The following is a 22125-nucleotide window of genomic DNA, read 5'->3' as shown; positions in this document are numbered from 1 at the left end:
GCATGAACCGAACCGGCCTCGATCCGGCGGCTGGCCTGCAATTTGCTGCTGGCGGGCAAACGGGGTTCGATAGTGCTGCGCGTATTGGTGATCGATCAGAATCGCAAGCGGGCCGAGGGCGTTCAGGCGGCTTTGCAGGCGGAGCCGGATGTGGAGGTGCAGATTGCCGCCGTCAGCTCCGGCCATTTGCTGCCGCTGCTGAGGCAGGCGGCGCCGGACGTGCTGATCGTCGATCTCGACCTTCCGGACCGCGACACCATCGAACAGCTGCGCATCGCCAACCGCGAAGTTGCCCGGCCCATCGTGATGTTCGTCGACCAGAGCGATACCGATGCCATGCGTACCGCCGTGAGCGCGGGGGTGAGCGCCTATGTGGTGGATGGTCTTCAACCCCAGCGCGTCAAGGCGGTGCTGGATGTCGCGGTGGCGCGCTTTCAGGAATTCGAACGCCTGCGACGCGAGCTCGATCTCGCGCGCACCAGCCTCGCCGAGCGCAAGCTGATTGACCGCGCCAAGGGCATCCTGATGCGGGCGCGCGGGATGAACGAGGAGGACGCCTATAACCTGCTGCGCTCCAAGGCGATGAAGGACCAGAAGAAGGTCGCGGAGATCGCCCAGTCCGTCATCACGGCGGCGGAGCTGCTGAAATGAGAATCCGCGCCGGCTTCATCCCGCTGGTCGATGCCGCGATACTGGTGGCCGCCGCCGATCATGGTTTCGCCGCCGCCGAAGGGGTGGAGCTCGAACTCGTGCGCGAGGTTTCCTGGTCCAATGTGCGGGACAAGCTCACGCTCGGCCATTTCGAAGCCGCCCATATTCTCGCGCCGCTGGCGATCGCCATCAGCCTAGGGCTCGATCATGCGCGGGTGCCGCTTGCCAGCCTGGTGGCGATGAACCAGAACGGCAACTCCTTCCTTCTGGGCAATGAGACGTTCCGGGCGCTGGAAGAGCAAGCGCAGGGCGGCGACCTCGCGGATCCCTTCATTTCCGGTTCGGCGCTGAAGCGCCTGCTCGCCGTGCGCGCCGCGCGGGGGGAGGATCAGCTCGTCTTCGGCATGACCTTCCCGTTCTCCACCCACAACTACCTGCTGCGCTACTGGATGGCCGTCGCCGGCATCGATCCGGACCGCGACGTTCGCCTCATCGTGCTCCCGCCACCCTACATGGTCGATGCCCTGTCGAACGGGCATGTCCATGGCTTCTGCGTCGGAGCGCCGTGGCCCAGCGTGGCCGTGGAGGCGGGCATCGGCCGCATCCTGCATTTCGGTTCGGAGATCGTCGCGACCTGCCCGGAGAAGGTTCTGGCCATGCGAGCCGGCTTCGTCACGGAGAACCGCGAGGCGACGCTGGCGCTCACCCGCGCGCTGATCCGCGCCACCGCGTGGTGCGCCACGCCGGAAAACCGGGTGGAACTCGCCCATCTGCTGGCCGCGCCCGAACGGCTCAATCTAGACGCGGATCTCATCCTGCGATCGCTCGACGGCCGATTGCGGATCGACGCCCAAGGCATGGTGCGCGAGGATCCGCGCTATCTGGTGCTCGAAAGTGCGGCGGCGCGGCCGGATGCCCGGCAGGCGTTTTGGCTCTATGCGCAGATGGTGCGCTGGGGCCAGGCCAGCCTTGATGATGCCGCCCGGATGGCCGTGGAGGCCTGCTACGCCACTGAAATATATGACACGGCCCTCGCGGGCCTGGCAGGAGCCGGGCGGCGGGACGATGGCATCGGCGCTTTCGCCGGGCCTGCCTTCGACCCGGGCGACCTGACCGCTTATCTCGCAAAAATCAGCGTGTGACTATTCGTTGGGCAGATGTCGCCCATTAAACATTCTTGCGGAAAGTTAAGACCGCTTCAAAACTATTGGTGAAGTCACGGTCCGCCAATAGCGGGCCATTCGACCAAGATTATCCGCCGCCCCGCGATGTGGGCGGCATGTTTCGCGCCCAACGAAGGGTGCATCCATAAGCAACGCCGCTGCGAGCCAGGTCATGACGACCGGGATGCGCGGCGGCGTTTTTGTTTGCACCAGAGGCGAGCGACATGACGGGTTTCACGAAATCGAACGGCATCACGGCACGCAGCGGGATCACCCGGCGGAGCATCTTGCGGGCGGCGTCGGCGACCGCCGTGCTTGCCGCGGCAAAGACCGCCTTCCCGTTCGGGGTACGTGTGGCCGAGGCCGCCGGCCCGGAAACCACGCGGGCCGTGCTCGGCTATATCGCCCTGACCGATGCCGCGCCGCTGATCATCGCCAAGGAAATGGGCCTGTTCGCCAAACATGGCATGCCCGATGTCGAGGTGAGCAAGCAGGCGAGCTGGGGGACGACCCGCGACAATCTCGTGCTGGGCTCGCAGGGGTCCGGCATTGACGGTGCGCACATCCTGACCCCGATGCCCTACCTCATCTCGGCCGGCAAGGTGACGCAGAACAACGTTCCCTTGCCGATGTACATCCTCGCCCGGCTCAATCTCGACGCGCAGGGCATCTCGGTCGGCAAGGACTATGCCGATATCAAGGTCGGCGTGGACGCCACCCCGCTGAAGGAGGTGTTTGCCCGGAAGAAGGCCGCCGGCCAGCCGGCCAAGGTCGCGATGACCTTTCCGGGCGGCACGCATGATCTCTGGCTGCGCTATTGGCTCGCCGCGGCCGGGATCGACCCCGACAAGGACGTTGAGACCATCGTGGTGCCGCCCCCGCAGATGGTGGCGAACATGAAGGTCGGGACCATGGACGCGTTCTGCGTCGGCGAGCCATGGAACGAGCAGCTCGTCAATCAGGGCATCGGCTATACCGCCTGCAACACCGCCGAATTGTGGAGCCGCCACCCCGAGAAGAGCCTGGCGATGCGCGCCGACTGGGTGGATGCCAACCCCAGGGCGGCGCATGCCCTGCTGCTGGCGGTGATGGAGGCCCAGCAATGGTGCGATGACATGGCCAACAAGGAACAGATGGCCGACGTCATCAGCAAGCGCGCCTGGTTCAATGTACCCCGGAAGGACATAATCGACCGCATCAAGGGCAATTACGATTATGGAAATGGCCGGGTCGCGCAGAACAGCCCGCACGTCATGAAGTTCTGGCGCGACCATACCTCCTATCCTTTCGAGAGCCACGATCTGTGGTTCCTCACGGAAGATATCCGCTGGGGCAAGCTGCCGCCGGAGACGGATATCAAGGCGATGGTCGCCAAGGTGAACCGCCAGGATCTCTGGAAGCAGGCCGCCGTCGAACTCGGCGTCAGCGATGTTCCTGCCTCCACGTCGCGCGGGGTCGAGACATTCTTCGACGGCAAGGTCTTCGATCCCGGCAAGCCTGGCGACTATCTCGCCAGTCTCGACATCAAGCGCATCGCCGCGTGAGCGCGAGCCGCAGGAGAGCTGCCATGAGCCTGCCCGCCCGAGACAATCTTTCCCCGGCCGAGCCCAGGGTCGCCGCCTTTCCGAAGGCGAAGGTGCTGGCGATCACCGCGCCCCGACCCAGGCCGTGGAGCGCACGGCCTGTCGCCATCGCCCGCGCGGTCGCGGGCACGGTGGTGCCGCCGCTGATCCCGCTGATCGTCCTTCTGGGGGTTTGGGAACTGCTGTGCGCGGGGCCGGATGCCGCGCTGCCGCCGCCGTCCCGCGTCGTCGCCGATACGTGGGAGCTGATCACCGATCCCTTCTATGATCGGGGCGGGCTCGACAAGGGTCTGTTCTGGCACCTCTACGCCAGTCTCCAGCGCGTGCTGCTGGGGTACTCGCTGGCCGCCATTGGTGGTGTGGCGATCGGCACGCTCATCGGCCAGTCGCAATGGGCGATGCGCAGCCTCGACCCTCTGTTCCAGGTTTTGCGCACCGTGCCGCCGCTCGCCTGGCTGCCGCTGGCGCTGGCGGCGTTCAAGAGCGGCGAGCCCTCGGCGATCTTCGTCATCTTCATTACCGCCGTCTGGCCGATCGTGATCAACACGGCTGTCGGTATCCGCAATATTCCGGAAGATTACCGAAACGTCGCGCGGGTGCTCCAGCTCAATCCGCTGGAATATGCCGTCAAGATCATGATCCCGGCCGCCGCTCCATACATCTTCACGGGCCTGCGCATCGGCATCGGCTTGTCATGGCTTGCCATCGTCGCCGCGGAAATGCTGATCGGCGGCGTCGGAATTGGCTTCTTCATCTGGGATGCCTGGAACTCTTCGCTCATCAGCGACATCATCGTGGCGCTGATCTATGTCGGGATCGTCGGCTTCTTCCTGGATCGTTCCGTTGCGCTGGTCGGGGTGCTGGTCACCCGCGGCACCGCCACCTCCTGAGGAGTACGCGATCATGGCAAGCGCCTATCTCTCCATCGAACAGGTCGGCAAGTCCTATGCGCGCGGCGGGACCGTCACCCAGGTCCTGACCGGCATCGACCTGAAGGTCGGTCGTGGCGAGTACATCTCGATCATCGGCCATTCCGGCTGCGGCAAGTCCACCCTGCTGAACATCGTGGCCGGCCTGACCCAGGTGAGCACGGGTGCCGTGCTGCTCGACAATTGCGAGGTGAACGCGCCCGGACCCGATCGCGCCGTGGTGTTCCAGAACCATTCGCTGCTGCCCTGGCTGACCGTCTACGACAATGTCCGGCTCGCGGTGGACAAGGTGTTCCGCTCCCGCAAGACCTCCGCCGAACGTCATGACTGGACCCTGCACAATCTCGAACTGGTGCAGATGGGCCATGCCCGCGCCAAACGACCTTCGGAGATTTCCGGCGGCATGAAGCAGCGGGTCGGTATCGCCCGGGCGCTCGCCATGGAACCGAAAGTGTTGCTGCTCGACGAGCCGTTCGGTGCGCTCGACGCGCTTACCCGTGCCCATCTTCAGGATTCGGTGATGCAGATTCACGCCAGCCTCGGCAATACGGTGATGATGATCACCCATGATGTCGACGAGGCCGTGCTGCTCTCCGACCGCATCGTGATGATGACCAACGGCCCCGCCGCATGTATTGGCGAGATTCTCGACGTGCCGCTGGAGCGTCCGCGGCGGCGTCTCGATCTGGTGGCGGACTCCGGTTATCTGCGCTGCCGGGCGGCGGTGCTCAAATTCCTCTATGAGCGCCATCGCTTCATCGAGGCGGCGTGAGGTCGATCATGCCACCTGCTGCGCCCGAGCGCCTTCTCATCATCGGCCATGGCATGGCCAGCACCCGCCTGGTCGAGGAACTGGTCGAGCGCGCCCCCGGCCGCTTTGCCATCACCCTTCTCGGGGCCGAGGCGCGCCCCGCCTATAACCGGATTCTGCTCTCCCCTGTGCTGGCGGGCGACAGTGCGCCGGACGATATCCTCCTTCACCCGGCCGGCTGGTATGCGCGCCATGGCGTGATCCTCCACACCGGCGCCACCGTGACCTCGATCGAGCCGGGGCCGCGCCGCGTCGTGACCCCCGATGGCCGCATCTTCGGCTATGACCGCCTCGTCCTTGCCACCGGGTCGAGCCCGGTCAGCCCGCCATTGCCCGGCGCCGACCTGCCGGGTGTCGTCAACTTCCGCAATGTCGAGGATGTCGCCGCCATGCTCGACCGGGCCGGCGAAGGCCGGCGGGCGGTGGTGATCGGCGGGGGACTGCTGGGTCTTGAGGCGGCTTATGGCCTCGCCCGGCAGGGTATGGCGGTCACGGTGCTGCATCTCATGCCGCATCTGATGGAGCGTCAACTCGATGCCGAGGCCGCGGACCTGTTGCGCGGCGCTCTGGAAAGCCGGGGCCTGTCCATACTCACGGGCGTCACGACCGATGCGATTCTGGGCATGGATCACGTCACCGGCGTGCGGCTCGCCGATGGCCGCCGGCTGCCCGCGGACCTTGTCGTCATGGCGATCGGCGTGCGACCGCGGGTGGACCTCGCCCGCGCCGCCGGTCTGGACGTGGCGCGCGGCATTGTCGTCGACGATGCGCTGCGCAGCAGCGTTCCCGGCATTTACGCGCTCGGCGAGTGCGCCGAGCACCGGGGCCTCTGCCATGGGCTCGTGGCGCCGCTCTATGACATGGCGCGCGCGCTCGCGGCCCATCTCGTCGGCGAGGCCGCCCGCTATGTTCCATCGCCGACCGCCACGCGGCTGAAAGTGACGGGCATCGACCTGTTCTCGGCGGGTGATTTCACCGGCGGACCGGCGTGCGAGGACATCGTGCTGCGCGACCCGCGCCTCGGCCACTACGCCCGCCTCGTCGTGCGCGAGGACCGGCTCGTCGGTGCCGTGCTCTACGGCGACACCGGCGATGCGGGCTTCTTCTTCGATCTGATCCAGAGCGGACGGAATATCGAGCCGATCCGCGACACCCTGATCTTTGGCCCGGCCCTGTGCAAGGCGGCCTGACAATTCCAGCTGAGGACGCCATGAGCGGGGATTTCACCGTCGAACAGAAGAACTACCTGGAGGGTTTCGTCTCCGGCATTTCGGCGATGCGCGCCGCGCGCGGGCTCGCGCCCATCGGCGATGCGAAAGCCGCGCCCGGCGGCGCCCGCCCGCCGGGCGCTGCCGTGCCGCCGGAGCCTGTGGGCCCGGATGCCGCCAGCCACCGGGCCATGGCCCGCTTCGAGGTCGCGGGCAGGAAACTGGTCGATGCCGAGGTTGCCAAGCGCGAGGAAATGGGCCTCGATTCCTACCCCCGCATGAAGCGGGCCGCGCGGGATGGTGCCTTTCCCAAGGGCCCCGACGTGCTGCGGTGGCGCTATCACGGGCTGTTCTTTGTCGGCCCGACGCAGGACAGCTACATGGTGCGCCTGCGCATTCCCAACGGGATCATGAGCCATTGGCAACTCACAGGGGTTGCCGACATCGCCGAGGCTCATGGCGGCCCCTATGCGCATGTCACCACGCGGGCCAATCTCCAGATCCGCGAGGTGCCGGCGCGCGATGGCATCGCCGTACTGGAGAAGCTCGTCGGGCTGGGGCTCACCTGCAAGGGTTCGGGCGCGGACAATATCCGCAACGTCACCGGCACGCCGACGGCCGGTATCGATCCGCAGGAACTGATCGACACCCGCGCCTATGCGCTGGAATGGCATCACCACATCCTCAATGAGCGGGCCATGTACGGCCTGCCGCGCAAGTTCAATGTCGCCTTCGACGGCGCCGGCCTGATCGCGGCGCTGGAGGACACCAACGATATCGGCTTTCAGGCGGTGGAGGTGAGCGACGGCCACGGCGTCGCGCCGGGCGTGTGGTTCCGTCTCGCGCTGGGGGGCATCACCGGCCACAAGGACTTCGCCCGCGACACCGGCGTCATCGTCCCGCCGGAGGAGGCGACCCGCGTCGCCGATGCCATCGTCCGGGTGTTCATCGACCGGGGCGACCGGACCAACCGGAACAAGGCCCGGCTCAAATATGTGCTGGACGAGCTGGGATTCGATGCCTTCCTGCGGGAGGTCGAGGCCAAGCTCGGTGCGCCGCTGACCCGCGCGCCGGCCGGCGCCATCGCGGAACGACCCAACGCCGGCCGGCAGACGCATATCGGCGTGCACCGCCAGAAGCAGCCGGGATTGAACTGGATCGGCGTCGTGTTGCCGGTAGGGCGCATGAACCTCGACCAGATGCGCGGCATCGCGCGCGTCGCCCGTGATCTCGGCGATGGGGATCTGCGCCTCACCGTCTGGCAGAATCTGCTCATCTCCGGCGTGTCCGATGCGAATGTGCCGCTCGCCGTCGCGGCTCTGGAGGCCCTGGGCATCGGTATCTCCGCCAGCGCGGTCCGCGCGGGGCTCGTGGCGTGCACCGGCAGCGAGGGCTGCAAATTCGCGGCCGCCCCGACCAAGCGCAACGCCGAGGAAATCGCGGCCTGGTGCGACGGGCGCCTGAGCGTCGACCAGCCGGTGAATATTCACCTGACCGGCTGCCATCACTCCTGTGCCCAGCACTATATCGGCGACATCGGGCTGCTCGGCGCCCGTGTCCCGATCTCCGACGAGGGCGATACCACGGACGGTTACAATGTGCTGGTCGGCGGCGGCTTCGGGCCCGATGCGGCCATCGGACGGGAACTGTTCTCGCAGGTGAAGGCGGAGGACACGCCGCGGCTGATCGAGCGCATGCTGGGTGTCTGGATGGAGCGGCGCGCCTCGCCCGACGAGAGTTTTGCGCAATTCTCCCGCCGCCACGATGTGGCCGAGCTCGCGGCGATGTTCCGCGCGGAGGACGCACGATGAGCATTCAGCCGCCCCCCTTCCTCGCCCCGCTGCTGCCCGACAATGCGCCGTTCAGCCCCATCCAGCGCGCGTGGCTCAACGGCTTCTTTGCCGGGCTCCTGTCGCTTGAAGGGCCGGGTGCTGCGCCGCTCGCGCCCGAGCAGGCGCAGGCGCTGCTGCCCGGCGTGAACCTCGAATCGCCGTCCGCAGGGCCGGGTGACGGCGACGACGGTGCCGCACCCTGGCACGACCCGACGCTGCCGCTGGCCGACCGCATGGAGATGGCCACCGGCCGCCCGTTGCGCCGCCGGATGATGGCCGCGATGGCCCAGCAGGATTGCGGCCAGTGCGGCTATACGTGCGAGGCCTATTCCGACGCGCTGGCCGGTGGCGCCGAGACGCGGCTCAACCTGTGCCAGCCGGGCGGCAAGGAAACGTTGCGGATGCTCAAGAAGCTGGCCGCCGAGCGTGACGGGGAGGCGGATGCGCCCAAGCCCGCCGCGACCGGCGCCAGCCAGATCGCGGCCGCGTCGCCCGCCGGTTCGTTGCCCGGCTATTCGCGCGAGCATCCGGTGAAGGCGACCTTCCTGTCGCGCCGCCGGCTCAATAAGGGGGCTTCGGCCAAGCAGACCTGGCACCTCGATTTCCGGTTGCCGGAGGGGCTCGACTACGCCGCCGGCGACAGCTTCGGCCTGCTGCCGGCGAACGCTCCCGAACTGGTGGACGCGGTGATGGCATGCCTCGGCCTCGCCCCCGACACGCTGGTGGATGGACGCCGTGTTCGCGAAACGCTCCTGAGGGACAAGGCGCTCGGGGCCGCGCCCGATGCGCTGTTCACCCTTCTGGCCGAGACCACGGCCGACCTGGACGAGAAGGTGAAGCTGGCCCGTCTCGCCGAGGGCGAGGATCCCGATGGCGACCTCGACACCACGGATGTGCTGGCGGCGCTCGGAAAGTCCTCGGCATTGCCGGAGACCGGTGCCTTCCTCGCCGCGCTCGATCCGCTTCAGCCCCGCCTCTACTCCATCTCATCCAGCCCGAAGGCCGCGCCCGGGCAGTTGAGCCTGACGGTCGATACGGTGCGCTACGATGTCGGCAGCCGCTCGCGCCTTGGCGTGGCCTCGACCTTTCTGGCCGACCGGATTGAGCCGGGCGCTCAATTGCCGGTTTATGTTCAGAAGGCCCATGGCTTTGCATTGCCGGCTTCCGGGGCGATTCCGATCATCATGGTGGGTCCGGGAACCGGCATCGCCCCCTTTCGCGCCTTTCTGCAGGAGCGGCTCGCCACCGATGCAACGGGCGGGGCCTGGCTGTTCTTCGGCCATCAACGTCGCGACAGTGACTTCTTCTATCAGGAGGAGCTGGAGGGGCTTCAGGCCGCCGGTGCGCTCACGCGGCTCTCGCTCGCCTGGTCGCGGGACGGCGCGCGCAAGGTCTATGTGCAGGACCGGATGCGGGAAGAGGGCGCGGCGCTGTTCGACTGGTTGGAGCGCGGCGCTCATTTCTACATCTGCGGGGATGCCAAGCGCATGGCGGCCGATGTCGACAAGGCTCTGCACGCCGTGGTCGAGCAGCATGGAGCCCGCGATGCCGCCGCCGCGAAGGCCTATATCGCGGCGCTGAAAGCGGCCGGCCGCTATCAGGCCGACGTGTACTGACGGGCAGGTTCATGACGGCGCTCATCACTCCCGCTCCGGTTCGCACCACCTGCCCCTATTGCGGCACAGGATGCGGGGTGCTGGGTGGCGCCGCGCCCGTCACAGCCGGCGATCCGAGCCATCCGGCCAATCACGGACGCGTCTGCACCAAGGGGTCCGGGCTGGGGGAAACACTCTCGCTGGAGCATCGCCTGCTCCACCCGATGGTGAAGGGCGAGCGCGCCGACTGGGACACGGCGCTCGATCTGGTGGCGGCGCGCTTTCGCGAGGCGATTGACGCGCATGGGCCGGAATCGGTGGCCTTCTATGCCTCGGGGCAGTTGCTGACCGAGGATTATTACGTCGCCAACAAATTGATGAAGGGCTTTATCGGCGCCGCCAATATCGACACCAATTCCCGTCTGTGCATGGCCTCATCGGTTGCCGGCCACGTGCGGGCCTTCGGCGAGGACGTCGTGCCCTGCTGCTACGAGGATCTCGACGAGGCCGACCTCGTCGTTCTCGTCGGCTCCAATGCCGCCTGGTGTCACCCGATCCTGTTCCGTCGCCTGACCGATGCCCGCGCCCGGCGTGGCGCCCGGCTGGTGGCGATCGACCCGCGCCGCAGCGCCACCGCCAGCGACTGCGACCTGTTCCTGCCGCTCCGCCCGGGTACGGATGTCCTGCTGTTCAACGGCCTGCTGGCCCATCTCGCCCGCGTCGGGGCGCTGGACCCCGCGTTCCTCGATCGCTCGACCGCCGGTTTTGCCGCGACGCTCCTCGCGGCACAGGAGGACGCGCCGGATATCGAGACGGTCGCCCGGGGCTGCGGGCTGGAAACGGCTCAGGTCGACTCGTTCTACGCCGCCTTTGCCGGCACGCGCCGCGTGGTCACCGTCTATTCGCAGGGCGTGAATCAGTCCTCGCAGGGCACCGACAAGGTCAACGCCATCATCAATTGCCATCTGGCCACCGGGCGGATCGGCGCGCCGGGCATGGGCCCGTTCTCCTTCACCGGCCAGCCCAACGCCATGGGCGGGCGCGAGGTGGGCGGGCTCGCCAACCAGCTCGCCGCCCATGCCGGATTTGCCGACCGCGCCGATCTCGACCGGGTGCGCGATTTCTGGCAGGCGCCGCGCCTCGCCGAGCGGCCGGGGCTGAAGGCCGTGGAGCTTTTCAACGCTCTCGGGGAAGGGCGCATTCGCGCGCTCTGGGTGATGGGAACAAACCCCGCCGCGAGCCTGCCCGATGGGGGCCGGGTGCGGGCGGCGCTGGAACGATGTGATTTCCTCGTCGTGTCCGATTGCGTGGCCGGCACCGACACCACCCGTCACGCCGATGTGCTGCTTCCGGCCGCCGCGTGGGGTGAGAAGGCGGGCACCGTCACCAATTCGGAACGGCGGATCTCTCGCCAGCGGGCCTTCATGCCCTTGCCCGGCGAAGCCCGGCCGGACTGGTGGATGCTCGCGCAACTGGCCCGCCGGCTCGGGCATGGCGAGGCCTTCGCCTATCAGCACCCGGCTGACATCTTCCGCGAGCACGCGGCGCTTTCAGGCTTTCGCAATGACGGCGAACGCCTGTTCGACATATCCGGCCTGGCCGATCTTTCGGACGCGGAGTATGAGGCCCTCGATCCGGTCCAGTGGCCGGTCCCCGCCGGGCAGAGGGCCGGCACGGCGCGGCTGCTGACACAGGGGCGGTTCCCGACGACGGACGGGCGCGCGCGCTGCATCCCGGTCCGCCAGGCGGCACCGGCTCACCCTCTCTCGTCCAGGGCGCCGTTGATCCTCAATACCGGCCGGCTGCGCGACCAGTGGCACACCATGACGCGCACCGGGGAAGTGCCGCGCCTCATGGCGCAGACGCCCGAAGCCTTCGTGACGGTCCATCCTGCGGATGCGAAAGAGGCCGGGCTGCGCGCCGGCGGGCTGGCGGAAATCTCGAGTGACTGGGGTTCCGCCGTGGCCCGCGTGAACCTCAGCGACGAACTGGCCGCGGGCCAGATCTTCATGCCGATGCACTGGACCGACGAGATCATGCCCGGCGGATCGCCCGGCCGGGTGGTCAACCCCGCCTGTGACCCGGTCTCCGGCCAGCCCGAGCTCAAGCACACGCCGGTGCGCGTCGTCCCGGTTGCAACGGGCTGGGAGGGGCTGTTGCTCTCCCGAGACCAGCTGCGCCCCGAGAATATCGAGCATTGGTCCCGTACCCGGATCGAGGGCGGGTATGCCTATCGGCTGTCCGGCGCAGGGATGCCGGAAGACGGCTTCAACCGTGTGCTCGGCCTCATCGGCGCATCTGCGGGACGGGCCGAGTTGCGGGATGTGACGCGGGGGATCTTTCGCGGCTCCGGCACGGATGAGACGGGCCGGATGCTCGACTACGTCATGATCGACGCGCCGGGCGCTCTTCCCGACCCCGGCTGGCTGTTCAGCCTGTTTGCCGCCGTCGGCCCGCTCGACGCCCACACGCGCCGCAGCCTGCTGGCCGCGCGCTCGGTGGAGCCGGTGGCGGCGACCGGCGAGATCGTTTGTTCCTGCTTCGGCATTGGTGCCGACCTGATCCGTCGTACGATCCGCGCGGGCGCCGACACGACGGCCGAACTGGGCCAGCTCCTCAAATGCGGGACCAATTGCGGCTCCTGCCTCCCCGAACTGCGCCAGCTCATCGTGACGGCGGGCGGGGACCGATCAAGCGAGATGTCATGCTCTTCCCTTTCGTGATGCTCATGCTCGTTCTGTCGGTGACGTTGAGCCTGCCAACGTTCCTGGGGCTGCTGAATGAAACACACGAGAAGGCCTGCCCCGTTCTCGCCACACTGGGAACCGCCGCGCTGATCGGTTCGCTGTTCCTGCTGGGTGTGCGGCTGGGCTGGCCGGCCGCGGCAGCGGTCTCCCTCGTGGCCGGCCTCTTTGACAGGTTCGTCTACGCGCCACGCTCCCGTTTCTCCCGCCGACTAGGCACGGGAACCGCGTTCGCGCTGCTGCTCGTCGGCATCGCCATGGCCGACCGGCTTGGCCCCCACACCTAGGGTGCGCGGTGCCGCTCGCGTCGGCCTGCGACACGTCGGTCTCTGGATGCCCGCGCCATTGTTGCGGCAGGCCCGGACGGAACCGATACTGCGGCGGAATCGGTCGAACGGTCTGACGCGCGGAACGGGAGACCGGGCGCATGGGCCTCCGTCCGCCCTTGCGGTTCCATTGGGAGGACAGCCATGGCGATCACGCAGCCGCCCGCCCCGCCGGGGGCATCCTCCGCGTCGACGATCCATCAGTTCCTGCGGCGCGTGGACATCACCTCGCTGCGGCTGTTCGTGGCGATCTGCGAGGAAGGCTCGCTGACCAAGGCCGCGCGCCGCGAGGGCATCGCCGCCTCCGCCGTGTCGAAGCGGCTGTCGGATCTGGAGGAGATCCTCGCCATCAACCTTTTTGACCGCATGGCAAAGGGCATGGTCCTGACCCCGGCCGGAGAGACGCTGCTGCACCACGCCCGGGCCACCATGCTCGGCATCGAGAAAATGGGAGTTGAACTCAGCGAATATTCCATCGGCGTGCGCGGCCATGTGCGCATGTTCGCCAATCTCTCGGCCATCGTTCAGTTCCTGCCCGAGGATCTGCCCTCTTTCCTGGAAAAGCACAGCCTGCTGCGGCTCGACCTGCAGGAGCGGCCCAGTACCGAGGTGGTGACGGGAATCGCGGAGGGGGCCGCGGATATCGGGATCTGCTCCGGCGACGTCGAGAACGGCGCGCTGGAGATCTGCCCCTATCGGCGGGATCATCTCGTCGTCGTCATGCGCCCCGATCACCCGCTCGCCGCTCGCGAACGCCTGCATTTCGAGGAGACGCTCGCCTTCGACCATATCGGCCTGCATCCGGAGAGTTCGATCTATCGGCGCTCGCACTACGCCGCCAGTCTTCTGGGCCGCAAGATCAGGCTGCGCGTGCACGTTCCAGGCTTCGATGCGGTCTGCCGGATGGTTCAGGCGAATATGGGCATAGCGCTCATTCCCGATCGGTCCTTCGATATTCTCGGCGGGGGAATGAACCTGCGCGCCATTCCGCTCAGCGATCCGTGGGCAGCGCGCCAGCTCCAGCTTCTCGTCCGCGAGGGGCGGACCTTGCCCTCCGCCGCGCGGCTGATGTACGAGCACCTCAAGGCAGCCGCCATCGGCGATGCGCGTCCATCGGCGGCGTCGCGACCGTAGAGCGTTCTCCGTTCGCGAATGGTCTTTGTCTAAAGACTATTGGACCCGGGCGCCGGTTCGACCGATAGAAAAAGAAAAAAGTTCTGGTGAGGAGCGTCGTCTATGGAAGGTACCGCGGCCAATCCTGCGGCCGGTCCCCTGTCTGGAATTCGCGTTGTCGAGCTCGGCAATCTCATTGCCGCGCCCTTCGCGTCTCGGCTGATGGCCGATTTCGGCGCCGAGGTCATCAAGATCGAGGCGCCCGGCGAGGGCGACCCGCTGCGCAAATGGCGCAAGCTGCACAACGGCACCTCGCTCTGGTGGTATCTGCAATCGCGCAACAAGAAGTCGGTCGCGGTCAATCTCCGGCTGCCCGAGGGCCAGGAGATCGTGCGCCGTCTCGTGGGTGAGGCGGACGTGCTGATCGAGAATTTCCGCCCCGGCACGCTGGAGCGCTGGGGTCTGGGCTGGGAGGCGCTGCGCGAGGTCAATCCCAAGCTCGTCATGGTGCGCATCTCCGGCTTCGGCCAGGATGGTCCCTATCGCGAGCGCCCCGGCTTCGGCGCGGTGGGCGAAGCCATGGGCGGCATGCGGTTCACCACCGGCGACCCGGACCGCCCCCCGGCGCGCACCGGCATCAGCATCGGCGACTCGCTGGCCGCCCTTCACGCGGTGATGGGCGCCCTGATGGCGCTGCTGCGCGTCAAGAGCGGCGGAGCGGGCCAGGTGATCGACGTCTCGCTCTATGAGAGCGTCTTCAATCTCATGGAGAGCCTGATCCCGGAATACGACCTGTTCAACTTCGTGCGCGAGCGCTCGGGCGGCTCGCTGCCGGGCATCGCGCCGTCGAATTCCTACCCCACTTCCGAAGGCAGCTACGTCATCGTCGCCGGCAATGGCGACGCCATCTTCAAGCGGCTCATGTCGGCGATCGGCCGCGAGGACATGGCGAGCGATCCGCGCTTTGCGTCCAATGACGGCCGCGTCGCCCATGTCGAGATGATCGATGCCACGATCGCGGAATGGACCCGCCGCCACTCGCTGGAGGAGGTCACGGCCGCGCTGGACCGCGCCGAAGTTCCGAACGGGCGCATCTATTCGGTGGCCGACATCGTTTCAGACCCGCAATATCTCGCGCGTAACATGATCGTCGCCTCGACGCTGCCGGACGGCACCGAGGTCAGGATGCCGGGCATCGTGCCGCAGCTTTCAGAAACACCGGGGGCGGTGAACTGGCTCGGGCCCCGGCTTGGCGAACACACGGCGCCGGTTCTGGAGCGGCTCGGCTACAGTGCCGAGGAGATCGAGAGGCTCGCCCGCGGTGGCGCCATCATGCGGGGAGAGGACATATGAACTGGGAAGCCTTCCCGCCCCGCGTCCACATCCAGGAAGTCGTCACGCGCGACGGGCTCCAGATCGAGCCGCGATTCCTGCCCACTGCCGACAAGATCGCCCTCATCGATGCCCTGTCGCAGACCGGCGTGTCGAAGATCGAGGTCACCTCCTTCGTTTCCCCGAAAGCGGTGCCGAACCTCGCCGATGCGCGCGAGGTCGCGCGCGCCATCACACGCAGGCCCGGCGTGACCTATGTGGCGCTGGTGCCGAACCTGCGCGGGGCGCAGGAGGCGCTCGACGCCGGGATGAACGAGCTGAACCTCGTCCTGTCGGTGAGCGAGACCCATAACCTTGCCAATATGCGGATGACCCCCGCGCAGTCGCTTGCCGGCTTCCGCGCCATCGTGGAGGCCGCACGCGGCACGCAAACGACGCTCAACGGCTCGATCGCCACCGCCTTCGGCTGTCCGTTCGAGGGCGCCCAGCCCGAGCCCAAGGTGCTGGAGATGATCGAGAATTTCCTGAATATCGGCCTTCATTCCGTCACGCTGGCGGACACCACCGGCATGGCCAATCCGCGACAGGTGGCTCACCTCGTCGCCGCCGTGCGGCGCCAGTTCGGCGCGCTGCCGCTCACGCTGCACTTCCACAACACGCGCGGCATGGGGCTCGCCAATGTGCTGGCGGCGCTCGACGCCGGCGCCGACCGTTTCGATGCCTCGCTGGGCGGGCTGGGCGGCTGCCCCTTCGCACCCGGCGCGACCGGCAATATTTCGACCGAGGACCTCGTCCACATGCTGGACGAGATGGGCGTGTACAGTGGTGTAGACCTCGCCCGCCTGCTTGAACGGGCACGCGCTCTGCCGTCCCTCATCGGGCACGACATACCAGGACAGGTGGCCAAGGCGGGCCGGAGCGGCGATCTGCACCCCGCGCCGACCCGCCTTGCCGCCTCATAACAAGACAAAAGATGGGAGGAAGTGACATGGAGGCCGCCCTCAGGCGACCGGTCGTTCAGGAGGCGGCATCTGATGCCGCGCCGATGGCGGTCGCGCTCGACGATGTCAGTATCAGTTTCGCGATGAAGGGCCAGCCGGTCTACAAGGCCGTTGCCCCGACCTCGCTGCATGTGCGCGAAGGCGAGTTCGTCGCCATTGTCGGCCCCACGGGCTGCGGCAAGTCCACCCTCCTCAACGCCACGGCCGGTCTGCTCGCACCGGCCAGCGGCACGGTGACGGTTTTCGGCGCCCCGCTGAACGGGCTGAACGCGCAGGCCGGCTATCTCTTCCAGCAGGACGCCCTGATGCCCTGGAAGACCGCGCTCGACAACATCGCGATCGCGCTGGAGATCGGCGGCACGCGCCGCGCGGACGCGCTCGTCGAGGCGCAGGAATGGCTGAAGAAAGTAGGCCTCGGCCGCTTCGGCGACCGCTACCCGCACCAGCTCTCCGGCGGCCAGCGCAAGCGCGTCGGCCTCGCCCAGGTGCTGGTGCGTCACCCCAAGATCCTGCTCATGGACGAACCCTTCGGGCCGCTCGACGCCCAGACGCGTCAGATCATGGGTACGCTGCTGCTCCGCCTCTGGGCACAGGACCGCAAGGCGGTGCTGTTCGTCACCCACGATCTGGAGGAGGCGATCGCGCTTTCCGACCGCGTCGTCATCATGTCCGCCGGCCCGGAGGCGCGGATCATCGGCGACTTCCCGATCGACCTCGCCCGCCCGCGCGACACGGCCGATATTCGTCTCGACCCGCGCTTTCACGAGTTGCATCGGCAGATCTGGAACCAGCTCAAGGCCGAGGTCGCCAAGACCTACGGGGAGGACCTCGCGTCATGAAGCTTCATCCCGTCAAGCTGCTGTTCCTTCAGCTCCTCGTCGCTGTGGTGGCGCTCGCCATCTGGCAGGTCGGGGCGACCGTGCCGATCGGTGGCAAGTACCTGCTGCCGGAATTCTTCTTCTCCAAGCCGGGCGACGTGCTGACGCGCGTCTACACCCTGTTCGCGACCGGCGTCATCTGGAAGCATCTCTGGATCACGCTTACCGAGACCGTGCTGGCCTTCCTCATCGGCTCGATCGCCGGCGTCGTCTTCGGCTTCTGGTTCGCCCGCCAGCCGAATGTGGCCGCCGTGTTCGATCCCTATGTGAAGATGTTCAACGCCCTGCCGCGCGTGGTCCTCGCGCCGATCTTCATGCTGTGGCTCGGCCTCGGCATCTGGTCGAAAGTCGCGCTCGGCGTCACGCTCGTCTTCTTCATCGTGTTCTTCAACGTCTATCAGGGCGTGAAGGAAGTGAGCCCGGTCGTTCTCGCCAATGCCCGCATGATGGGGATGAACGAGCGCCAGCTGTTCCGCAACGTGTACTGGCCGTCCGCATTGTCGTGGATGTTCTCCTCGCTGCACACGGCGGTCGGCTTCGCCCTGGTGGGCGCCGTGGTCGGCGAATATCTCGGCTCATCGGCCGGTCTGGGCTATCTCATCCATCAGGCCGAAGGCGTGTTCGACGTGACCGGTGTGTTCGCCGGCATGGTCATTCTCGCCGCCTTCGTGCTCGTCATCGACTGGGGCGTGACCCGGATCGAGCGTCGGCTTCTCGTCTGGCGGCCGCAATCCGCCAGCGGGCAGAACTAGGCAGTGATCCCGCGGAAGGTCGAAAGACGTTCGACGGGATCGGCCCCAGTCCATAGACCCGGTGCCTTCTCATCTTTCAGGTGGCTCGGCCTGATCGATAGGGGCTCCGGGACCTCAATCGAAAACAAACGGGAGGAATACTAATGAAGATGCGTGCCCTGCTGCTTGCAGCAAGCCTTCTCATTCCCGCCTTCGGCGCCGCACAGGCGAACGAGATCGAGAAGCCCAACCTCACTCTGGGTGTCGGCGGCAAGCCCCTGCTGTATTACCTGCCCCTGACCCTGGCCGAACGCCTCGGCTACTTCAAGGAAGAGGGCCTGAACGTCGAGATCAACGATTTCGGCGGCGGCTCCAAGTCGCTTCAGGCGCTGATCGGCGGTTCGGTCGACGCCGTGACCGGCGCCTATGAGCACACCATCCGCATGCAGGAGAAGAAACAGGATGTGCGGGCGGTCATCGACCTCGGCCGCTATCCCGGCATCGTCGTCGCCGTGCGCAAGGACAAGGCGGGCACCATCAAGTCCGCCGCGGACCTCAAGGGCGCGAAGATCGGCGTCACCGCGCCGGGCTCCTCGACCTATATCCTCGTGCAGTATCTCATGAAGAAGGCCGGGCTGAACCCGGACGACGCGTCCTTCATCGGCGTGGGCAGCGGTGCCTCCGCCGTGGCCGCCATGCAGAACGGCGAGATCGACGCCATCTCCCATCTCGACCCGGTTATCTCGAAGCTGCAGGATCTCGACGCCATCGAGGTGCTGGTCGACACCCGCACCACCGAAGGCACTCAGAAGGTGTTCGGCGGCATGAACCCGGCGGCCGTGCTCTACCTGAAGGAAAGCTTCATCAAGGAGAACCCGAACACCGTCCAGGCTCTCACCAACGCCTTCTACAAGACGCTGAAGTGGCTGGAGACGGCGACGCCGGAACAGGTCGCGGCCGCCGTGCCGGAGGAGTACTGGCTGGGCGACAAGGCGCTTTACATCAAGGCGTTCAACGCGACCCGCCAAGCCTATTCGACCGACGGCAACATCAACGAAGCCAGCATGAAGAGCGCGCTCAGCCTGCTCACCACCACCGACCCGAGCTTCGGCGCCTCCAGCATCGACCTGTCGAAGACCTTCGACGGTTCGTTCCTCGCCAAGGCCAAGGGCCAGTGACCCGCTGACCTGACCGGCATCCGGCAACCAGAAGCCGGCCGATCCCCGCGCCGCCCATCCCCGATGGGCGGCGCGTTCGTTCAAGGTCTGAGGCGCGTCGGGCGCCGGCACGTCCGGGATGGAGTGCCGGGGCTTGGGCCGGGCGGCTCACACTGGGGCAGCGACCTGCCGCGAGCCGCCTAGGCGATGGTTCCGTGACGCATGCGCGCTTTCAGCGCCGGCCGGCGCAACCTGTTTCGCCGAGCGGCGGCGTGGTCGCCGAGTCCGTGTCGTTATCGGCAAGGCGGATCGAGAGCATCGTGCGGCTGGACACGTCCATTTTCTGGAAGATGTGCAGCAGGTGGGTTTTCACCGTGCCGAGCCCGATCGCGAGCGTCTCGGCGATATCGCGGTTTGCCAGGCCGTCGCGGATGAGTTCCGCGATCTCGATCTCCCGCGCCGTCAGTCCGTAGACCAGTTGCAGCAGGCGTTGGCGCCGGCGGTCGCGCGGGCGGGGGTGGTTGCCGATGTGGTACTCGATATAGGGCTGCATGGACTGCGCCACCCGCAGTGTCTCCCCCGAGATGAGCGGGTCGTCGCGGCGCTTGAGGATGCCGAGCCCGGCAATAGGCTCATTGTCCTGCCAGAACACGAAGTCGAGCACGTCGACGATCTCGCTTTCCGTCAGATAGCTGCTGTAGCGCTCGAAGGCGCTGCGCGGGGCAAGCGAGCGATCATGGCTCATCGTCGCCACGCGCTTGCGGGACGAGACCAGCCGGTCGATGTTCAGCGGGTCATATGCCTGCATGTCGCGCACATAGCGCCCGATGTGACGGCAGCACGGGCCAGTCGTGTCGGCGACGACCATGGAGCGGTCCTCGTCGATCCAGTAGAAGACCGCCGAACTGGCCTCGAAGACCGACAGCGCCACGCTGCGGATCTGCGTGATCTGCGCGTCGGTTCCAGGCCTGGGATGAAACTCCGGAAGCTGAAGCATGGCAGCGGTCCCGTGTCGCGAAAGCCGCTCTCCACACGCAAGAAGGCTGCCAAACCCGCGTCGGTCATTCTGTTACCGCGTCAGGACGGGTGATGGCAGCACACGGTGTGACCGGGGGCGAGTTGCCGGGCCGGCGGGTCCTGTTCCGCGCAGAGCGCGCTCGCCCGGAAGCAGCGGGTGCGGAATCCGCAGCCGGTCGGCCGGTCTGCCGGGTTGGGCACGTCCCCCGTCAGGACGATGCGCTGACGCGCCTGTTCCCGCGCCGGATCGGGAATCGGTGCGGCCGACAGCAGGGCCTGCGTGTAGGGGTGAGCGGGGGCGCGATACAGCTGGTCGCGGGCGGCGCTCTCGACGATCCGGCCGAGATACATCACCGCCACGCGGTCCGACATGTGCCGGATGACCGCGAGATTATGGGCAATGAAGATGTAGGCGATGCCCGTGCGCTGCTGGATGTCCTTCAGCAGATTGAGCACTCCGGCCTGCACCGAGACATCGAGCGCGGAGACAGGCTCGTCGAGGATCATGATCTCCGGCTCGACCGCGAGGGCGCGCGCGATGCCGATGCGCTGGCGCTGGCCGCCGGAGAAGGCGAAGGGATAACGGTCCGCCTGCTCCGGCAGAAGCTGAACCTGCTCCATCGCCCGGAGGGCCCGCTCGCGCCGCTCCGCATGGTTGAGCGCCAGCATGCGCAGCGGCTCGGCAATGTTCTCGAGCGCGGTCATGCGCGGATTGAGGCAGGCATAGGGATTCTGAAACACCAGTTGGATACGGCGCCGGTAGGGCCTCATGGCGGCCGGAGACAGGCCGGCCAGCTCGGCACTGCGAAAGCGGACATGGCCGGCGGTCGGCGTGATCAGCCCCATGATGGCACGGGCCAGCGTGGATTTTCCGCAGCCCGATTCACCCACCACGCTCAGCGTCTCCCCCGGGTGGACATGCAGCGACACTCCGGCGACCGCGCTGATGGCCCCCACCTGGCGGGCGAACACGAGGCCGCGCCGCACGGGAAAATCGACGCGCAGATTTTCGACATCGAGCAGCGGGCCGGCGGCAATGGCGGCAGCGGTCGGCATCACGTCCCCTTTCGCGGCAGGTCGGAGAGCGACAATTCCCCGGCGCGGTGGCAGGCGACAAGCGCGGAGCCGACGCGCGTGAGCGCGGGCTCGCTGGTCCGGCACAGCGGCACGGCGAAATCGCAGCGCGGGGCGAAAGTACAGGCTTCCGGCCTGTCGCCAAGCGAGGGCGGCGTGCCGGGAATCGCGTAGAGCCGCTCGGCCACATCGTCGATCGAGGGAACTGCGGCGAGCAGGCCTGCCGTATAGGGGTGGCGCGGCGCGGCGAAGACGGGCCCCACCGGCCCGCGCTCGGCGACGCGCCCGGCATAGAGCACGCTCATCCGGTCGGCGAGCCCGGCGACGAGGCCGAGATCATGCGTGATCAGCACCACCGCCATGCCGCGCTCCTCGCGCAGCCGCGCGAATATCTCCATGATCTGCGCCTGGATGGTGACGTCGAGTGCCGTGGTCGGCTCGTCGGCGATGAGCAGATCGGGGTCGTTGGCGATGGCGATCGCGATGACCACCCGCTGGCGCATCCCGCCGGAGAACTCGTGCGGGTACTGTTCGAACCGCCGCTCCGGCGCGGGTATGGCGACGATCTCCAGCAGGGCGAGCGCACGCGCCTTCACCTCGGCGCGGCTGAGTGTCGGGTTGTGCAGGCGGATGGTCTCGGTGATCTGTGCCCCGATCGTCTTCACCGGGTTGAGCGCGGTCATCGGGTCCTGAAACACCATGGCGATGCGCCGTCCGCGCAGCGATCGCATCCGCCGTTCCGGCGCGCCGCAGATTTCGACACCGTCGAAGCGGATGGAGCCGGAGACGTGGAGTTGCCGCGGCAGCAGCCCCATCACCGCCAGCATGGACAAGCTCTTGCCGGACCCCGATTCGCCCACGAGACCGACAACTTCGCCCCGGTCGACCGTGAAGTCGACATTCGAGACCGCCGCGCGCTCGCCGTCGCGGGTGGGAATGGTGACGGCAAGGCCGCGTATGTCGAGAAGGGGCTGGCTCAT

At 67.2% G+C, this 22125-nt stretch carries 19 protein-coding genes; 16 read left to right on the top strand and 3 right to left on the bottom strand.

The window, feature by feature from the left end; all coding sequences use genetic code 11:
* The first annotated feature begins 42 nt into the window (after positions 1-42).
* From MKI84_RS10900 to MKI84_RS10825, 16 genes are all read left to right on the top strand, one after another.
* Entirely contained in the window at positions 43-651 is a 609-nt protein-coding gene (locus MKI84_RS10900) for an ANTAR domain-containing response regulator (protein WP_241619463.1), read from the top strand.
* Positions 648-1793 (top strand): CmpA/NrtA family ABC transporter substrate-binding protein, encoded by a 1146-nt coding sequence (locus MKI84_RS10895; protein ID WP_241619462.1) that lies wholly within the window; start codon positions 648-650, stop codon positions 1791-1793. The genes MKI84_RS10900 and MKI84_RS10895 overlap by 4 nt, the downstream gene beginning before the upstream one ends.
* A 245-nt stretch (positions 1794-2038) precedes the next feature.
* Positions 2039-3358: a CmpA/NrtA family ABC transporter substrate-binding protein gene (locus MKI84_RS10890; RefSeq protein WP_241619460.1), complete on the top strand. Its 1320-nt coding sequence runs from the start codon at positions 2039-2041 to the stop codon at positions 3356-3358.
* A 23-nt stretch (positions 3359-3381) separates the two neighbouring features.
* On the top strand, positions 3382-4287 hold the full coding sequence (gene ntrB, locus MKI84_RS10885; RefSeq protein ID WP_241619459.1) for a nitrate ABC transporter permease: 906 nt from the start codon (positions 3382-3384) through the stop codon (positions 4285-4287).
* A 13-nt stretch (positions 4288-4300) separates the two neighbouring features.
* Complete coding sequence (locus MKI84_RS10880; RefSeq protein WP_241619458.1) at positions 4301-5098, top strand: ABC transporter ATP-binding protein; 798 nt, start codon at positions 4301-4303, stop codon at positions 5096-5098.
* 8 nt (positions 5099-5106) lie between these two features.
* On the top strand, positions 5107-6327 hold the full coding sequence (locus MKI84_RS10875; protein WP_241619457.1) for an NAD(P)/FAD-dependent oxidoreductase: 1221 nt from the start codon (positions 5107-5109) through the stop codon (positions 6325-6327).
* Between the two features lie 20 nt (positions 6328-6347).
* Entirely contained in the window at positions 6348-8156 is a 1809-nt protein-coding gene (locus tag MKI84_RS10870; RefSeq protein ID WP_241619456.1) for a NirA family protein, read from the top strand.
* Positions 8153-9793, top strand: coding sequence for a sulfite reductase subunit alpha (locus tag MKI84_RS10865; protein WP_241619454.1), 1641 nt, complete (start codon positions 8153-8155; stop codon positions 9791-9793). The genes MKI84_RS10870 and MKI84_RS10865 overlap by 4 nt, the downstream gene beginning before the upstream one ends.
* An 11-nt stretch (positions 9794-9804) precedes the next feature.
* Positions 9805-12495 carry a nitrate reductase gene (locus MKI84_RS10860; protein WP_241619453.1) on the top strand — a complete coding sequence of 897 codons (2691 nt, stop codon included), beginning with the start codon at positions 9805-9807 and terminating at the stop codon, positions 12493-12495.
* Complete coding sequence (locus MKI84_RS10855; protein WP_241619451.1) at positions 12477-12803, top strand: hypothetical protein; 327 nt, start codon at positions 12477-12479, stop codon at positions 12801-12803. The genes MKI84_RS10860 and MKI84_RS10855 overlap by 19 nt, the downstream gene beginning before the upstream one ends.
* A gap of 183 nt (positions 12804-12986) precedes the next feature.
* A complete protein-coding gene (locus MKI84_RS10850) occupies positions 12987-13976 on the top strand; it encodes a LysR family transcriptional regulator (protein WP_241619449.1) in 990 nt (329 codons plus the stop codon).
* A 102-nt stretch (positions 13977-14078) separates the two neighbouring features.
* Positions 14079-15308: a CaiB/BaiF CoA transferase family protein gene (locus tag MKI84_RS10845; RefSeq protein WP_241619447.1), complete on the top strand. Its 1230-nt coding sequence runs from the start codon at positions 14079-14081 to the stop codon at positions 15306-15308.
* Positions 15305-16249, top strand: coding sequence for a hydroxymethylglutaryl-CoA lyase (locus tag MKI84_RS10840; protein ID WP_241619445.1), 945 nt, complete (start codon positions 15305-15307; stop codon positions 16247-16249). The genes MKI84_RS10845 and MKI84_RS10840 overlap by 4 nt, the downstream gene beginning before the upstream one ends.
* Positions 16250-16275: 26 nt before the next feature.
* On the top strand, positions 16276-17127 hold the full coding sequence (locus tag MKI84_RS10835; protein ID WP_241619444.1) for an ABC transporter ATP-binding protein: 852 nt from the start codon (positions 16276-16278) through the stop codon (positions 17125-17127).
* The gene (locus MKI84_RS10830; protein ID WP_241619442.1) at positions 17124-17918 is read left to right on the top strand and encodes an ABC transporter permease; all 795 of its coding nucleotides are present in this window, start codon (positions 17124-17126) and stop codon (positions 17916-17918) included. The genes MKI84_RS10835 and MKI84_RS10830 overlap by 4 nt, the downstream gene beginning before the upstream one ends.
* A 143-nt stretch (positions 17919-18061) precedes the next feature.
* Entirely contained in the window at positions 18062-19075 is a 1014-nt protein-coding gene (locus tag MKI84_RS10825) for an ABC transporter substrate-binding protein (protein WP_241619440.1), read from the top strand.
* Positions 19076-19286: 211 nt separating this feature from the next.
* Here the strand turns inward: MKI84_RS10825 and MKI84_RS10820 are convergent, their stop codons facing one another.
* The 3 genes from MKI84_RS10820 to MKI84_RS10810 all read right to left on the bottom strand — a co-directional run bounded on the left by MKI84_RS10820 (position 19287) and on the right by MKI84_RS10810 (position 22125).
* Positions 19287-20051 (bottom strand): helix-turn-helix transcriptional regulator, encoded by a 765-nt coding sequence (locus MKI84_RS10820; RefSeq protein ID WP_241619438.1) that lies wholly within the window; start codon positions 20049-20051, stop codon positions 19287-19289.
* 80 nt (positions 20052-20131) lie between these two features.
* Positions 20132-21127, bottom strand: coding sequence for an ABC transporter ATP-binding protein (locus tag MKI84_RS10815; protein ID WP_241619436.1), 996 nt, complete (start codon positions 21125-21127; stop codon positions 20132-20134).
* Positions 21127-22125 (bottom strand): ABC transporter ATP-binding protein, encoded by a 999-nt coding sequence (locus tag MKI84_RS10810; protein WP_241619434.1) that lies wholly within the window; start codon positions 22123-22125, stop codon positions 21127-21129. The genes MKI84_RS10815 and MKI84_RS10810 overlap by 1 nt, the downstream gene beginning before the upstream one ends.

Origin of the sequence: Ancylobacter gelatini, from assembly GCF_022601675.1 — a bacterium.
GTDB classification, from domain to species: Bacteria; Pseudomonadota; Alphaproteobacteria; order Rhizobiales; family Xanthobacteraceae; genus Ancylobacter; species Ancylobacter gelatini.
Note: the sequence above shows the minus strand (reverse complement) of the source record. Positions and strands in the feature narration are given on the sequence as shown.